Source organism: Kordiimonas marina (assembly GCF_023006325.1).
In the GTDB taxonomy this organism is placed as follows: Bacteria; Pseudomonadota; Alphaproteobacteria; order Sphingomonadales; family Kordiimonadaceae; genus Kordiimonas; species Kordiimonas marina.
In genome coordinates, this window is record NZ_JAINDF010000006.1 from 266,865 (window position 1) to 282,014 (window position 15,150).

General features: G+C 61.0%; 14 protein-coding genes. 10 read left to right on the plus strand and 4 right to left on the minus strand.

Going from position 1 to position 15,150, the window contains the following annotated elements; genetic code table 11:
* Position 1 precedes the first annotated feature (1 nt).
* Genes K6118_RS14825 through K6118_RS14850 form a run of 6 tightly spaced genes read left to right on the plus strand, consistent with a single transcriptional unit; the run spans position 2 to position 7,651 of the window.
* Positions 2–1,039 carry an XrtA/PEP-CTERM system-associated ATPase gene (locus K6118_RS14825; RefSeq protein ID WP_247121269.1) on the plus strand — a complete coding sequence of 346 codons (1,038 nt, stop codon included), beginning with the start codon at positions 2–4 and terminating at the stop codon, positions 1,037–1,039.
* On the plus strand, positions 1,029–1,952 hold the full coding sequence (locus tag K6118_RS14830; protein ID WP_247121270.1) for an XrtA system polysaccharide deacetylase: 924 nt from the start codon (positions 1,029–1,031) through the stop codon (positions 1,950–1,952). Before K6118_RS14825 ends, K6118_RS14830 begins: the two co-directional genes overlap by 11 nt.
* Complete coding sequence (locus K6118_RS14835; RefSeq protein ID WP_247121271.1) at positions 1,949–2,995, plus strand: FemAB family XrtA/PEP-CTERM system-associated protein; 1,047 nt, start codon at positions 1,949–1,951, stop codon at positions 2,993–2,995. The genes K6118_RS14830 and K6118_RS14835 overlap by 4 nt, the downstream gene beginning before the upstream one ends.
* A gap of 11 nt (positions 2,996–3,006) precedes the next feature.
* Positions 3,007–4,239, plus strand: a complete 1,233-nt coding sequence (locus tag K6118_RS14840) for a TIGR03087 family PEP-CTERM/XrtA system glycosyltransferase (protein WP_247121272.1) — start codon at positions 3,007–3,009, stop codon at positions 4,237–4,239.
* Positions 4,236–5,774: an exosortase A gene (gene xrtA, locus K6118_RS14845; RefSeq protein WP_247121273.1), complete on the plus strand. Its 1,539-nt coding sequence runs from the start codon at positions 4,236–4,238 to the stop codon at positions 5,772–5,774. The genes K6118_RS14840 and xrtA overlap by 4 nt, the downstream gene beginning before the upstream one ends.
* Positions 5,753–7,651 (plus strand): XrtA/PEP-CTERM system amidotransferase, encoded by a 1,899-nt coding sequence (locus K6118_RS14850; RefSeq protein WP_343269979.1) that lies wholly within the window; start codon positions 5,753–5,755, stop codon positions 7,649–7,651. Before xrtA ends, K6118_RS14850 begins: the two co-directional genes overlap by 22 nt.
* A 43-nt stretch (positions 7,652–7,694) precedes the next feature.
* Here the strand turns inward: K6118_RS14850 and phoB are convergent, their stop codons facing one another.
* The 3 genes from phoB to K6118_RS14865 form a co-directional block, all read right to left on the minus strand.
* Positions 7,695–8,381, minus strand: a complete 687-nt coding sequence (phoB, locus tag K6118_RS14855) for a phosphate regulon transcriptional regulator PhoB (protein ID WP_247121275.1) — start codon at positions 8,379–8,381, stop codon at positions 7,695–7,697.
* An 18-nt stretch (positions 8,382–8,399) separates the two neighbouring features.
* Entirely contained in the window at positions 8,400–9,113 is a 714-nt protein-coding gene (gene phoU, locus K6118_RS14860) for a phosphate signaling complex protein PhoU (protein ID WP_247121276.1), read from the minus strand.
* 440 nt (positions 9,114–9,553) lie between these two features.
* Positions 9,554–10,861: a sensor histidine kinase gene (locus tag K6118_RS14865; RefSeq protein ID WP_247121277.1), complete on the minus strand. Its 1,308-nt coding sequence runs from the start codon at positions 10,859–10,861 to the stop codon at positions 9,554–9,556.
* Positions 10,862–11,136: 275 nt separating this feature from the next.
* On the opposite strand from K6118_RS14865, the gene K6118_RS14870 reads away from it, so the two are divergent.
* The 4 genes from K6118_RS14870 (at position 11,137) to K6118_RS14885 (ending at position 14,275) form a co-directional block, all read left to right on the plus strand.
* Positions 11,137–12,006 carry a hypothetical protein gene (locus K6118_RS14870; protein ID WP_247121278.1) on the plus strand — a complete coding sequence of 290 codons (870 nt, stop codon included), beginning with the start codon at positions 11,137–11,139 and terminating at the stop codon, positions 12,004–12,006.
* A gap of 89 nt (positions 12,007–12,095) precedes the next feature.
* A complete protein-coding gene (locus K6118_RS14875) occupies positions 12,096–12,323 on the plus strand; it encodes an HPr-rel-A system PqqD family peptide chaperone (protein WP_247121279.1) in 228 nt (75 codons plus the stop codon).
* Positions 12,324–12,326: 3 nt separating this feature from the next.
* Positions 12,327–13,250, plus strand: coding sequence for an HprK-related kinase A (locus K6118_RS14880; RefSeq protein WP_247121280.1), 924 nt, complete (start codon positions 12,327–12,329; stop codon positions 13,248–13,250).
* On the plus strand, positions 13,247–14,275 hold the full coding sequence (locus K6118_RS14885) for a nucleotidyltransferase family protein (RefSeq protein WP_247121281.1): 1,029 nt from the start codon (positions 13,247–13,249) through the stop codon (positions 14,273–14,275). The genes K6118_RS14880 and K6118_RS14885 overlap by 4 nt, the downstream gene beginning before the upstream one ends.
* Here the strand turns inward: K6118_RS14885 and K6118_RS14890 are convergent.
* On the minus strand, positions 14,253–14,915 hold the full coding sequence (locus K6118_RS14890) for an HAD-IA family hydrolase (RefSeq protein WP_247121282.1): 663 nt from the start codon (positions 14,913–14,915) through the stop codon (positions 14,253–14,255). The two genes, K6118_RS14885 and K6118_RS14890, sit on opposite strands and share 23 nt — an antisense overlap.
* Positions 14,916–15,150: the final 235 nt, after the last annotated feature.

Below are 15,150 nucleotides of genomic sequence, written 5' to 3' on the forward strand. Positions count from 1 at the left end.
CATGTACGAAAGCTTTTACAATTTACAGGGACGGCCTTTCCAACTGACGCCGGACCCGCGCTTTTATTTTAGCTCCCGCACTCATAAGAAGGCGATGGCCTACCTGACCTATGGCCTGAACCAGGGCGAAGGTTTCATTATCGTAACCGGTGACATTGGTACGGGTAAGACGACCTTGGTGCGTCACCTGTTCGACACGCTGGATCGCAACGAATTTATCGCAGCCATGATCGTCAGCACCCAGTTGAGCGCGGAGGACCTTTTGCGCAGTGTGGTCGCAGCGTTCGGGCTGGATGCCCAGGCCGATGACAAAGGCCAGTTGCTTGCACGGTTGGAGCGTCACCTCAGGGAACAATTCCGCATGGGGCGGCGCGCGCTTCTTGTGGTGGACGAAGCGCAGAACCTGTCGAACGCGGCCTTGGAAGAGATGCGGATGCTTTCTAACTTCCAGGAAGGCGACAAAGCCCTTCTGCAAAGCTTCCTCGTCGGCCAACCGGAATTCCGGGAGCGTATCTTCACAGCCCCCGAGCTTGAGCAACTGCGCCAGCGGGTGATCGCCACCCACCATCTGGAACCGATGGATAAGGAAGAACTGGCGGGCTATATCGAACACCGCCTGAAGCTTGTGGGCTGGGATAATGACCCGTGTTTTACTGCAGATGCTGTGGAAGCCATCTACAGGCATACCGCAGGTGTGCCGCGGCGCTTGAATACGCTGTGTTCGCGTGTCCTGCTCTTCGGGGCGCTTGAGGAAGTTCACACCATCGATGGGGATACCATCGAAAGCGTGGTGGCCGATATGGCCAGCGATACCCGGCAGGTTACGCCGACGTCCTCCGCCCGTCTGACCCCTCCGCCCGTCAGCCCACGGAATGATGGGACGGTGCCGCTTGAAGCCAAGACGGACAAAAATGCCAAGGAAATGCAGGACCGGATCAACCAGCTCGAAACCATGATGAAGTCGCAGGACGAGACCTTGAAACGCCTGACGGAGCTGATGACCAATCTCGCGGGTGGCGGCAAGAAGGATGACAGCTGAAGGCCTGAGCTCAGCCCCTTTTATTGCGCCAGTGGAGGCGTCGGTCTCTTATGACGGCCGTCATGCCTTCACGGTCGATGTCGAAGAATGGTTCCAGGTCGGGGCGTTCGAAACCACATTGAAGCGGGAAGACTGGCCTGCGCTCGAAAGCCGGGTCGAACGCCAGACCTATGCCATTCTGGCGCTGCTTGAAGAAACCGGTGTGAAGGCGACCTTCTTTTGCCTGGGCTGGGTGGCTGAACGTAAGCCGCTGCTCATTCATGCGCTTCATGAAGCGGGTCATGAGGTGGCCTGCCACGGCAGGGACCACCGCCGTTTGTTCACCATGGACCGCAAAACTTTCGAGCGTGACCTGACGGTTGCCAAGGCGCAGCTTGAAGATGCGATCGGCGCACCTGTGCGGGGTTACCGCGCGCCCAGTTTTTCGCTGACGCCGGATATCTGGTGGGTGTATGACGCGCTGGCTGCTGCGGGCTTTATCTACTCGTCCAGCCTTTATCCTTTGAAAACAGATCATTACGGGATGCCTGCGGCGCCGCGCCAGCCCTTTTGGCCGGTGGCGGATCGGTCCGTCCTAGAAGTGCCGATGACGGTTTGCCATGTGTTTGGCCGCTCATTGCCGGCGTCTGGCGGCGGGTATTTCCGTCTGCTGCCGTATGCCCTCGGTCGTTGGCTTCTGGCGAAAGGCAGTAAGCAGGCGGGCAGCCCGGCAGTTTTCTATATGCACCCGTGGGAGATGGACCCGGACCAGCCGTTTGTCGCCGATGCCCCGTGGCTATCGCGTTTCCGGCACTATACCGGCCAGCGCGCGCTTGAGGGCAAACTCCGGCGCTTGCACAAGGATTTCCGCTGGGGACGCATGGATGAAACCATCGTAGCGCCGGTTTTGAAGGCGGAAGGGCGGGTGCTGTGAGCCTGACGGTCCGACAGATGGAAGCCACGGATGTGGCCGCGTGGGATAGCTTCGTTGCAGGCCATCCTGATGGCACCTTCTGTCACCGTGCCGGTTGGAAGCAGGTACAGGAAGTGGGCGCGGGGCAGGAAAGTCCGTTCCTGCTTGCGGAAGACGAAGGCGGGCGTCTTGTCGGGGTCATGCCGCTCACGTTCCGCAACAGCCTGCTGTTCGGGCGCGCGGCCATGTCCAGCATGTTCGGGGTTTATGGTGGCGCCTTGGCGGAAACCGGCGCGGCTTACCAGGCTTTGGAAGACGAAGCCTGGAAGCGGGCGCAAGCCTGGGGCGCGGACGTGCTCGAGTGCCGGACGGTCAAGGCGCGCCATGCCGAAATGGAGGGCTGGCAGGTGCCGGCCCCGAAGGCGGCTACTTTCCGAAAAACCTTGGCGGATGATGAGGATGGACTTCTCAAGGCGATCCCGCGCAAGCAGCGGGCGGTGGTTAGAAAGGCGCTTGAAGGCGGTCTCAGTTCGGACTGGAGCGGGGACTTGGACACCTTCTATGCGCTTTATGCCCGCAGCGTTCATGCGCTTGGGACGCCGGTATTCCCTAAGAAAATATTCGAAGTGATGGCCGATGTTTTCGCGCCCAATCTCGATATTCAGGTCGTTCGGGACCAGGCTGGCAGGGCGGTGGCGAGCCTGATGAGCTTTTATGATGCTGATACCGTGCTGCCTTATTATGCGGGGTCAGGCCCGGGTGCGCGCGAGGCGAAAGCCCATGACTATATGTATTTCGACCTGATGAAACGGGCGCGTGAACGCGGTAAGACAGTGTTCGATTTCGGGCGCAGCAAAATCGGCAGCGGTCCTTATTTCTTCAAGAAAAACTGGGGCTTAGAGCCGACGCCGCTTGAGTATGAATACCGCGTGGCGGCGGGCGCCCAGGTTCCGGACCTGTCCCCGACCAGCGGCAAATATGCGCTGATGGTCAAGGTATGGAAACGGCTACCTTTATGGCTTGCCAACCGGCTCGGCCCGCCGGTCGCGCGGCACCTGGGATAGGGGGTAACACTATGGCCCGTATCCTTTTTCTCGCGCACCGCATCCCGTATCCACCCAACAAGGGTGACAAGATCCGATCATGGCATTTTTTCGAGCATCTGGCCCAGCAGCATGACGTGCATCTGGGCTTTTATGTCGATGACAAACGCGACCTGCAACACATTCCGTTCCTTGAGAATATGTCAGCAAGCCTATGTTTTGAAACGGTAAGTCCTTTCCGACAAAAGCTGCGCGGGCTGGTTTTGGGGTTGCTGCAACAGTTGCCCTTCACGCTTGCCGCTTATCCGCAAAAGCGGTTAAAGGCTTATGCGAAAAGGCTTATTGAGAATGACGAGGTCGACCTGGTCTTTTTGTTCTCAGCAGCGACAGCGCCGCTGGTTATGGAAAAAGACCGTATTTTCAAAGGGCTACCGGTCGTTGCTGACCTGGTGGATATGGATTCGGCCAAGTGGTCCGCCTATGCTGCACGCTCCCGCTGGCCTTTTAGCGCGCTATACCGCAGAGAAGCGCGGCTTTTGCGGGCTTTTGAGGCCGAAATCGCTGGTGTTGCAGATGCAACAGTTTTCGTCACCGACGCGGAAGCCAGGCTGTTCCGGCAGGAGACCGACAGCAAGGGCCGGGTCGAAGCCGTGCCGAACGGGGTCGACCTCAAAATGTTCGACCCGGATCGTTTCAGTGCCGGACCGAAAAATGCTGCCGAAGAACCGGTGGTCATTTTCACCGGTGCGATGGACTATCGGCCCAATGTCGAGGCGGCTGTGTGGTTTTGCCGGCATGTCTGGCCGCAGGTACGGCGCGCGATACCCGGCGCGCGGTTCAAAATCGCCGGGGCGCCGGTCGCCCCACGTGTGACGGAGGAGGCCGCGAAGGCGGACGGCGTTGAGGTGCTGGGCTATGTCGAGGATATGGCGGCGGAGATTGCCGCGGCTGACATCGCGGTTGCGCCGCTCCTGACCGCGCGGGGCCTGCAGAACAAGGTGCTGGAAGGCATGGCGATGGCAAAGCCGGTGATCGCGAGCCCGGCCGCGCTTGAAGGTATCGAGGCGGCCCCGGATGAAGACATCATGCTGGCGGACGGCCCGGGGGACTTTGCCTCAAGGCTGACCATGCTGCTGCATGACAGCGACAGGCGTACCGCGCTCGGTGCAAACGCCCGGCGCTTTGTCGAGGCCCATCATGCCTGGAAACCGGCGCTGGCCAAGTTCGACCGGCTGATCGCGGATGTGCTGGAGCGCAAGGGATGACGGGCGCGCCCCATGCCCGCCTCCAGTTGATGCCGGTGGCCTTATGGCTTTCCGGTCTTCTCCTGATCGGGCTGGCCTGGTGGCCGGATGCGCAGAACCTTGCTTGGCTCGTATGGACCAGGGACACCTATAACTACGGCCTTTGGGTGCCGGTGATCAGCCTGTGGCTTATCTGGCGTGACAGGGACAGGCTTCAGGGCCAAGCCTTAACGCCGTGGCTCGGCGGCGCGCCGGTGATGGCGGGCGCGGCCATCCTGTGGCTGGCGGGAAGCTTTTTCGATGCTGGCCTCCTGCGTCATCTGGCGCTGATCACGGCGTTGCAGGGGCTGACGCTGGTGGCGTTTGGGCCGGTGGTCTACCGCCGTGTCCTGTTCCCGATGCTGTTCCTCTATCTGATGGTGCCGTTTGGCGAGGGGATGATACCACCCCTTCAGCAATTAACCGCGGACGGCACGATCCGTCTGCTCCGCCTGGTGGGCATCCCCGCCCAGTCGGACGGTGTGCTGATCACCTTGCCGAGCGGGGTTTACGAGGTCGCCCGCGCCTGTGCCGGGGTCCAGTTCCTGTTCACCAGCCTGGTGATGAGCGTGCTGATGGCCTTCCTGGCGTTCCGGCGCTGGCGCAAACGCGCGGCCATGGTGCTTGCAGGCGTCCTGGTGCCGATTTTGGCCAATATTCTGCGGGTTTTCAGCATCCTGGTGATCTCGGAACTGACAAGCCAGCAGTTTGCCAAAAGCATCGACCATATCGTGTACGGATGGGTGTTCCTGTCCTTCATCCTCCTGATCCTGATCGCCCTCGCTTACCGTTATGCCGATAACGCGGAAGACGAGGCAGAGGCGGACCCCGGTGAGGTGGCGGCGCCGACACGGCAGGCTATGGCCTGGATCGCGGTCCTCATCCTTCTGCCGCTGGGTGCGCGGCTTTTGCTGCCCCCGGTCGAGGCTTCGACTGTTTGCCCGCTGCCGGACAAACCCCTGCCGGCCTGCGAAGGGTGCGGCTACCGTTTGCTGGATGCCAGCCACACATATGGCTGGCCGCTTTATGCTGGGACGGACAAGGAAGGCAAGGCCCTGTACCGGCATGCAGGCATCCGGCTTCAGCTTTACCGCGCGCTCTATAGCCCGGAACGGCCCGGTCACCGGCTCAGCGGGCTTGAAAACCGGCTGGGGAGTGATGGCTGGGCGCCGCTGCCGGGCCGGGGTGGTACCACGGTGACCGTGGGGGCTTACAAAGCCCGGGAAATCGTCCTGTGGCGCGGCGCGGCGCGGCGGCTTGTGTGGCAACTTCAGTTTGTCGGCGGTCATGCTGTCACATCACTGTGGCAAGCCAAGCTGTGGGGCGGGTTTGCCAGGCTGCGCCATGGGGCTGCCCGTGCGGCGGTCCTCAGCGTCTCAACCGAGATATCCGGTACGGAAAACGCGGCGCGCGCCGAGATCCGGAATTTTCTATCGACTTTTCCCCCTGAAACGATTTTATGGGATGGGGGCATAAACGCGGATAAGGATATTTTATGTGCGGCATCAGCGGGATAATGACGGCAGACGGTGCGGGGGTCGACCAGTCGGCCCTCAGGCGGATGACCGACCGGATCGCCCACCGCGGCCCTGATGGCGAAGGCTTTTTCTGGGGCGCGGGCGTTGCCCTTGGCCACCGCAGGCTCGTCATTCTGGATGAAAGCGGCGGTGTGCAGCCCATGTATGGCGCCGACGACCAGGTCGTGATTAGCTACAATGGCGAAATCTATAATTTCCAGACGCTTCGGCGCGAGCTGGAACTGCTGGGCCATACGTTCAAGACCGACCATTCCGACACCGAAACCCTGCTTCATGCCTATCTGGAATGGGGCAGGGACTGCGTGCACCGGCTGCGGGGCATGTTTGCCTTCGCTATCTGGGACAACAGAACCGGTGAGCTGATGCTGGCGCGCGACCGCCTCGGCATCAAACCGCTTTACTATGGCACGCTGCCGGATGGCACCTTCCTGTTCGCGTCGGAGCTGAAGGCGCTCCTCACCCATCCGGGCCTGCCGCGCAAGCTGCGGCTTGATGCGCTGGAGGACTATCTCGCGCTTGGCTATGTCCCGGACCCCAAAACCATCATCGACGGGGTGGAGAAGCTGGCGCCGGGTCATACGCTGGTGCGCCGGAAAGGCCAGCGCCACGCGGTGCCTGAACGCTATTGGGCACCCGATGTCACCACGCCGCACGCAAAGGAAAACGATGCAAGCGAGTTTCTGGAGCGGCTTGAAGAAGCCGTGAAGATGCGCATGGTCGCTGACGTACCTTTGGGGGCATTCCTGTCCGGCGGGCTGGATTCCAGCACCGTTGTCGGCCTGATGAGCCGCAACAGCGCGGAGCCGGTGGAAACCTGTGCGATCGGGTCGGAGGACCCGGCCTATGACGAAAGCGGTTTCGCCCAGCTTGCTGCCGATCATTTCCATACCCACCACCGGCTGCGCCTGTCGTCACCCGAAGACGGCTTTTTGCTGAAATGCATGGCGGACGTCTATGACGAGCCATTCGCGGACCTGTCGGCCTTGCCGACATACCGGGTGTGTGCGCTGGCGCGGGAAAAGGTGAAGGTGGCGCTGTCAGGCGATGGCGGCGATGAACTGTTCGCGGGCTACAGACGCTACCGCTTCCATATGGCGGAGGAAGGGCTGCGCTCGATGCTGCCGCTGGGCCTCAGGCGCCCGCTTTTTGGCACACTGGCCCGGCTTTACCCCAAAATGGACTGGGCGCCCCAGTTCCTGCGCGCCAAATCCACCTTCGATGCGCTCGCCCGGTCCTCGGTTGAGGCCTATTTCCAAAGCGTCAGCAAAACGCCGGACCGTGACCGTGTGCGCCTGCAGTCAGCCAAAATGAAGATGCGGCTCGCGGGTTATCATCCCCATGACCGCTTCAAGGAAATCGCGGATGAGGTCAAGGGCGCCCACGCGCTTTCGGTCGTGCAATATATCGATTTCATGACCTATCTGCCCGGCGATATCCTGACCAAGGTGGACAGGGCCAGCATGGCTCATTCGCTGGAGGTCCGCGTGCCGGTGCTGGACCACAAGTTCGTCGAATGGGGGCTCAGGTTCGACCCCGATGCCCGCATCCATGACGGTGAGGGCAAGGCGATCTTCAAGAACGCCGTGCGGGGCTTTCTGCCGGACGAGATTATCGACAGGCCCAAGCGGGGCTTTGACGTGCCGGCGGTGAACTGGCTCCGCCACGAACTGGTGCCTGAGCTGGAAAAGCTCACGAACAGTGAACGGCTGCTGGATTCAGGGCTGATCGACCGCCGGGGGCTCCGCCGCATGGTCGATGAACATGTGAAGGGAGAAAGGGACCATCATACGACCTTATGGTCCCTTCTGATGCTCGACGGGTCGCTGGAACAGCTTGACTTGGATACCGCGGCCTAAGCCAAAGGGCCGGCCGCGGCAGGATTTGGGTCAATATCAGGTTTTAACGATTGTCGAGCGCGTAGCCGGCGGAGCGGACGGTGCGGATGAAATCCTTGCCGCCATGTTCGTTGATCGCCTTGCGCAGACGGCGGATATGAACGTCCACCGTGCGCGGTTCGACATAGACGTCATGGCCCCACACCGAATCCAGCAGTTGCTCGCGCGAGAAGACGCGGCCCGGATTTTCCATGAAGTGACGCAGGAGCCGGTATTCGGTCGGCCCCAGATGCACGGGCTGATCGCCGCGCGTCACCCGGTGGGAGACATTGTCGAGCTTGATATCCTCGAACACCAGTTCATGGCCTGCAAGGGCAGGGCGGACGCGGCGGAGCACCGCCTGGATACGGGCCAGCAGTTCCTTCGGCGAGAAGGGCTTGACGATATAATCGTCGGCACCGGTCTCCAGGCCGCGGATACGGTCAGGCTCGTCCGCGCGGGCGGTGAGCATGATGATCGGCACATTGGCCGTGGTGTCCTTGCGGCGCAGCTGGCGGCAGATTTCAAGGCCGGAAAGGTTCGGCAGCATCCAGTCCAGCAGGATGACGTCGGGGCATTCCTGGCTGGCGTGGTAAAGACCTTCCTCGCCGTCGGCGATCGCTTCAACCTGATAGCCTGCGCGTTCAAGATTGTAGCGCACCAGCTCGGTGATGTTCTCGTCGTCCTCGATGAGAAGAATACGTGTTTTCAAGACTGTGTCCCTCCGGGCTTAGTCGTCGGACTCATCCAACACGGTGGTGCTGGTTTCGTCGTTTTTCGGACGCGCGTCCTCAAGCAGGGTGCCGGTGATGGCATAATAGACCTGCTCGGCTACATTCGTCGCCTGATCGCCGATCCGTTCCAGGTTCTTGGCGATCATCAGATAGTGGGTCAGCGCATTGATCTGATCCGGCGCTTCCATCATGCGGGCCAGGATCTGCCGGTAAGCGGCATTATGCATATTGTCGAGGTTCTCATCGCGCTCCCACACGTCCATGGCCGCGTTGGCGTCATTGTGAACGTATGAGTCCATCACCTCTCGGATCATGACGCGGGCTTCGGCGGCCATGCGGTCCAGCGTGGCCGGCATGGGGACCGGGTCGCTTTCGGCGATCGCGAGGGTGCGCTTGGCGATATTCTTGGCATAGTCGCCCATGCGTTCGATGAGGCTGGTCATCTTGAGCGCGGCAACGACAACCCGCAGGTCATCGGCCACCGGGGCGCGGAGGGCGAAGAGCGTGATGGCGGCGCGCTCAGCCTGGAGCTCCATCTGGTCCAGGGTCTGGTCGGCCACGCGGACTTTATGCGCTTTTTCGACGTTGGTTTCCCTCAAGGCTTCCATAGCGGCGACCAGTTGGTCTTCTGCCATACCGCCCATGCGGCTCACAATGGTCCGCAGGTCCTTGAGGTCGTCGTCGTATGCACGCATGGTATGCTCTGTCATTCTGGTACCTTTCTTAGCCAAACGCCCCGTAATCTTACTGCGGGTGCGTTCCCGCTTCGGTGCTGTATGAAACTCGGGTCGCTTCCTACCGGCCGCGGTTCGCCGTTTTCATAAATTGACGATAAACACTCCCATACCGATCATCAAGAGCAGTCGGTGGTATCCCCCTATGAAGAAGGATGTTTCTGGAAGCGGCGGCCTTCACGGCACGCGGCAGTCTAGGATCGGTGAGGCCATATAGGGCAGGGCAGCGGCGGAGGCTTGGAACATCCGGGCGCCCAGAAACGGTAGTGCCGAGTGCTTGTTCATTATACCTGTCTCCGCCCTTATGGCCTCACCAAAAGGTGTAAGAGTTCAAGCAGGGCCTGTTGAGGCTCTGGTTGGTTGCGTATCCCAATATAGAGGCATTGTTACAAAGTGATGACGGGCGGGAACGTGGCTTATGACGCTTCCGTGACGGGCTGAGCTTGGCCGACTTTGCCGGGAATCGGCAGGCGGAAGCTGAAAGACGTGCCTTTGCCGAGCTGGCTCTTGATTTCCATCTGGCTGCCGTGGCGCAGGAGGATGTGTTTGACGATCGCGAGGCCGAGGCCGGTGCCGCCCATCTTGCGAGAACGCGCGGTGTCGACCCGGTAGAAGCGTTCGGTCAGGCGCGCCAGGTGCTCGGGGGCGATTCCCGGTCCTTCGTCGCGGATGGTGATCGTCACATGGCGGCCACCGTAATGCGGTGTGGCGGTGACATGGACGGTGGTGCCTCTTTCGGCATATTTGGCGGCGTTCGACAGCAGGTTGAGAAGGACCTGGGTGATCTGGTCGGCGTCGGCCACGACCATTTTGACATCGGGCGCCGTCTGTTGGTCGAACTTGATTCCGCGTTCGCTGGCCTGGGGCAGCACGGTATTGATGCTGCTGGCGATCAGTTGCGGAAGGTCGATGGTCGAAGTCGGCGCGACATGGCGCGACATTTCAATGCGCGACAGGGACAGAAGGTCGTCGATCAGCCGGACCATGCGCTCGGCTTCCTTCTGCATGATGCCGAGGAAGCGTTGCTGGGCCTCCTGGTCGTCCATCGCCGGGCCCTGCAGGGTTTCAATGAAGCCGATAAGGGACGTAAGCGGTGTGCGCAGTTCGTGGCTGGCGTTGGCGACAAAGTCGGCGCGCATCTGTTCGGTCTTCAGGAGGCTGGTGACCTCATAGAAGAAGACCATCGCCTGGGCGCCGATGGTGCCGTCGTCACTGGCCGGGACGGGGGCGACCGTCACGTCGAAGCTGCGTTCGTTGCTGGAGGTATAGCGGATGGTGCCGAACTCGACCTGCTTGCCGCTGATGACGGCGTCGAGCGCGTTGACGAAATTCGACTGGCGCAGATAAAGCACGACATCGTTATTGAGGATGTCGCTGCCGAGAAGGTCGAGGGCGGCCTGGTTGGCGAAGGCGATTCTCTGCTGGTCGTCGATCAGGAGTACGGGCGAGGGCAGGCGGTTGAGCGTGTTGGCGCGCACGGTCATCGCACCCTGCTTGGTGGTGCGGCGCTGTTCGCGCACGGTTTCCCGCATGAGTCTCAGGGATTCCATCCGGCGTTTGATCCGGAGCTGGATCAGGAGCGTCCAGGCGGTGGCGAAGACGATGATGGCGCCGAGAAGGCTGACCTGGCCGAAATACCAAAGAATTACGAGCGCAAGCGTGATCATCATGATGATCGACCGCTCGTTCAAAAGGCGCCGGTACTCTTTAAGGGATACACTCATTCCATCGCCAGTTTATCGCAATACGCCATGCATGCGGGAGGGGGGATTTCGCCCAAAATAGTCGGACCGGATTTAAGAGAATATATATTGCAGTTTCGTGACAAGGGAAAAATTAGCCTTTTCTGCCGTTTAAACCGTGCGTCATAATGACTTTTTTCTCGTCAGGACTTGAAGAATAGCCTAGACCGGGCCAAATTGCGGCTGTTAAAGTTGCCTTAATTGGGGGTCGGCTATGATCATAAGGCAAATGGTCGGATGTGGAGACCGGGACTGACATGAACGAGCCGAACGAAAAAGACAGCGTTTTTCTTGAAAAGCGACGCCAACTACTGAAGTTGGGGGCGGCCGGTGTGCCTATGCTCCTGACGATGAAAGCGTCGGCGGCCCAGCCGCTGCATTCCGCACTGGATTGCGCGATCACCATCCCGTCGGGCATGTGCATCATGGTCGGCAGTGACGGTGCGGCCTGGATTTCGACCCGCTATAATTATGACGGCAGCAAGCTCACGAACGGCAAGGTCAAGCAGTTCAAGAGTGCGTCGGAATATGTCCTGCCTGCGGGCTCTGTGCCTGCGCGCTACCGCCCCGACGGCAATTGCCCAACCGACCCGTGCAGCAGCAGCGGCGGCAGCAGTGGTGATGACGATGAAGGCGGCCATTGGGGACACCATAGCCAACAGGAAAGCGGCTTTGCGGCGCTTTTCGACCGCCTGACCCTGACGCGGACCGCTCAGGCCGACGATACGCTTTATGCGTCCGACTGGGGGCATAGCGGAGGTGAAGGCGACGACAGTGATGACGGCAGCAGCGGATGTCCTACCTCCGGCGGTGACGACGATGACAATCATGACAGCTATTCCAGCAACCACTGGGGAAGCAGCGACGATAATCATGACGATGACGAGGGCGGCAGCAGCGGCAGTAACGATACGTCCAGCTGCGACTACAAGATCTATTGTTTCGACAGCTCAACCCAGTTCCAGCCGGGCACCTTCATTGACGCCAACGGCAACTGGAACCTGAGCGGCGACCTGGGCCTCTACACCATCGTCGCGGCGAAATACGGGGAATATTACGGCACCTACAATAACTTCCCCGGCGTGTCGTGTATGCTGTCGATCATGACTTACCTGAATAACCAGTAAAGCCCGCGGCCATGGCGGCGGGGCCGAACAGAAAAACATGGCGCTGGCGGGCAAATCCCCGCCATTACCGGTGCCATGTGCTGGGTGATGTGACCTTCGTCTATAACCACCTGTCCGGCGATACCCACATGCTCAACCTGGTCTCCATCGCGCTCCTGAACCTTATGGCGGAGCGGACCTTCACGCTGGACGAGCTTGCGGCGGCGTTTCCTGCCCATATGGATGTGTCTGCGGATGAATGCCCGCCCGGCGTGGTGTGGCGCCTGTTTGACGAGCTGGACGAGGTTGGCCTTGTCGAGCGGTCGGGCGGGGCCTGACCGGTGCGGCGGCTGGAGGACTATGGCAGGCGGGCCGTGCGCCAGGCGCTTAGGCGCGGGACGCTGGTTCTGCACCTTGGCCCCTTCGCCATGCAGCTGAAGGCCGACAGCCGGGCGCTCCTGGCGTTTCTCCTGTCCATGTATGGGGCCTGCCATGCCACGCTGGAAGCGGGCGTGCTGGCTGACTTTTCGCTCCATGTGCGGGCGCCTAATATGATCAGGCGCTTTGTCCGCCGTCAGATCACGCCGGACCCCGGCTTTTATTTCCCGACCGTGCCGCTGCCGCGCCCGATGGCGCCCTTGGCGCTTGAGATGGGGATGAACCTGGCGGTCGCGCTCCAGTGCTTCCGCTTCGCCATCTATCACGCCGGGGTAGTGGCGGACGAGCGGGGCGCCATTGCCATCTCCGCTTTCTCAGGCGGTGGAAAAAGCACGCTGACCGCGGCGTTGATGGAAGAAGGCTTCCGCCTGCTGTCCGACGAATTCGCGATCATGGGGCTGGATGAGCCCGGGCTTTACCCTTACCCGCGCCCGGTTTCGCTCAAAAACGCGTCGGTGGAAATCGTCCGGGCCTTCGCGGGCGCGGAGGAAATGAGCACGACGCTGACCGGCACCCCAAAGGGCGACATCGGCTACCGCCGCGCGCGGCCGCACGAACTTGAAATGATGCACGAACCGGCGATGCCGAAGCTTTTGCTGTTTCCGCAGTTCAGCCTGGATGCCGAACCGCGCGCCGAAAAGGTGGAACCGGGCGACGCCGTCATGCGTTTCATCGCGGGCTCCCCCAATTATCACGCACTGGGCGAAGCCGCCTTCGGCAGCCTTATGGCCTTTGCCGACAGTGTCGCGGCCTATGACCTGCATTATGGCAACACGGCGGACAGCATCGCGCTCGTCAAGGACCTGTGGCGGGAGCATGGATCATGAGCCGGTCGTTCCTGCAAATCGCCGTCGGTCTCGCGCCCTTGCCCACAGGGGAAAGGTTGGTGCGCTTTATCGGCTGGGGACGGCGCGCCCATATCCTCGGACAGCTCGCCACCGTGTGGGAGGAGCGGGCTGACGGCAAGCTCGCCGAAATTCTCGCCAACGCCCGCATCTGGGCCGGGCATGACAGGCGGATGCTGAGCTATGAAATGAACAGGATTACCCGCGCCCTGATGGGGACGGATATCTACCCCGTGCTTCTCAAGGGCGGGGCCTATGTCGCCAAGGCGCTGACGGCGGGCGAAGGCAGGCGGGTCAGCGATATCGACATCCTGGTGAAGGAAGACGAACTCGACCGGGTCGAAGCATCGCTCAAGGATGCAGGCTGGGTGGCCGATGAAGGCACCAGCGGTGACTATGACCAGCAATATTACCGGGCCTGGATGCATGAACTGCCGCCGCTCCGCCACAAAAGCCGGCGCACGGTGGTGGATGTGCACCACCGGCTGACCCCGCGCACCGCGCGGCTGAAGGTCGATCATGAAGCTATGTTCGCGGCGGCGCGGCCGACGGCGGATAGTGCGCTCAAGGTCTTCAACCCCACCGACCGTTTCATCCATGCCGCGATCCATATTTGTGCGGATGGCGCGTTCGAGACGCCGGAACGCAGCCTGATCGAGCTCTTTTACCTGTTTGCCGACCTGAGCGAGGCGGAGGCCGAAGGCCTGCGCGCGCGGGCGGCTGAGGTTGGGGCCTTATGGCCGGTCGATCATGCGCTGTGGGCGATAAGCTGGTTCTTCGCCAACAAGCGCGCCCGGTCGCTTTGCAGGGAAGGGATGTTTGCGAAAGCCTTCGCCGCCCCCGTACGCTGGGCTATCCGCGCCAAGGTGGCGGGTGGCCTCAGGGCCAAGGCGGCCATGCTGCTCCTCTACCCGCGCAGCCATCTTCTCAGGATGCCGATCGGAATGCTGACGGTGCATCTGTTCAGGAAAGCGGTGCGGTCCCTCAGCGGGTCACAAGCGAACTGATGTCGCCAAGGTGGCTGATCAGATGGTCGGCCCCCAGCTCAGCCGCGGGAACCGTGGAATAGCCGAAATCGACGGCGATACAGGGCACTTTGGCATCACGCGCGGCGTTTACGTCCGTCGCACTGTCGCCCACCATCAAGAGAGGGCCGTCGCCCGCCACCATGGCGGCGGTTTCCAGGATATGGCGGCCATCGGGCTTGCGGAAAGCGAAGCTGTCCCCGCCTGCAATGGCGTCGAAACGGCCCCGGATATCCAGCTCTTCCAGCAGCTGTTCGGTCAGCCCGATCGGCTTGTTGGTGCAGAGGGCAACGCCGAAGCCACGGTCCCTCAGATCTGCGAGCAACGCCTCGGCGCCGGGGAACAGGTCGGTGCCATCGGCGATATGCTCGCCATAGTAAGCCAGGAACACCGGCAGAAGGTCATCGACGGAATGCCCGTCCATGCCGCCTGTGGCCTCAAGCCCCAGCTCAATGAGCTTGCGGGCACCAAGGCCAACCATATGGCGGACCTGGTCGAGCGTCACGGACGCGCGCCCGACACTTGCCAGGACATGGTTGGTGGCGCCATAGAGGTCCGGGGCGGAATCGACGAGGGTGCCGTCTAGGTCGAAAATGATTTTCTGGGCGGTGAAGGCGGTCATGGAACGCGGTACTCACATTTATCATGCCAGCGACAAAAAGCCTGTGGGCTTGTCTCCAGCTTTTAAGCTATAAAATAGATGGTCTGACGCTACAGGTTAGAAATGGTGGCAAGCAAGGCTTTTCAAGGGCTGCTATAGCCAAAATATTCGCGGGACCGGGCCGAAAAACCTTGCTTTGCAGTCAGGGCCTAGATTATTAGTGTGTTCTTAAATTGCTTAAAAGTGCAGTTTATTG

What these genes read in the sequence shown, in the direction of transcription:
- K6118_RS14885 (WP_247121281.1), top strand. Translation starts at nt 13,247, where the DNA reads ATGAGCCGGTCGTTCCTGCAAATCGCCGTCGGTCTCGCGCCCTTGCCC.
- K6118_RS14865 (WP_247121277.1), bottom strand. Translation starts at nt 10,861, where the DNA reads ATGAGTGTATCCCTTAAAGAGTACCGGCGCCTTTTGAACGAGCGGTCG.
- K6118_RS14825 (WP_247121269.1), top strand. Translation starts at nt 2, where the DNA reads ATGTACGAAAGCTTTTACAATTTACAGGGACGGCCTTTCCAACTGACG.
- xrtA (WP_247121273.1), top strand. Translation starts at nt 4,236, where the DNA reads ATGACGGGCGCGCCCCATGCCCGCCTCCAGTTGATGCCGGTGGCCTTA.
- K6118_RS14890 (WP_247121282.1), bottom strand. Translation starts at nt 14,915, where the DNA reads ATGACCGCCTTCACCGCCCAGAAAATCATTTTCGACCTAGACGGCACC.
- K6118_RS14830 (WP_247121270.1), top strand. Translation starts at nt 1,029, where the DNA reads ATGACAGCTGAAGGCCTGAGCTCAGCCCCTTTTATTGCGCCAGTGGAG.
- K6118_RS14870 (WP_247121278.1), top strand. Translation starts at nt 11,137, where the DNA reads ATGAACGAGCCGAACGAAAAAGACAGCGTTTTTCTTGAAAAGCGACGC.
- phoU (WP_247121276.1), bottom strand. Translation starts at nt 9,113, where the DNA reads ATGACAGAGCATACCATGCGTGCATACGACGACGACCTCAAGGACCTG.
- K6118_RS14850 (WP_343269979.1), top strand. Translation starts at nt 5,753, where the DNA reads ATGTGCGGCATCAGCGGGATAATGACGGCAGACGGTGCGGGGGTCGAC.
- K6118_RS14840 (WP_247121272.1), top strand. Translation starts at nt 3,007, where the DNA reads ATGGCCCGTATCCTTTTTCTCGCGCACCGCATCCCGTATCCACCCAAC.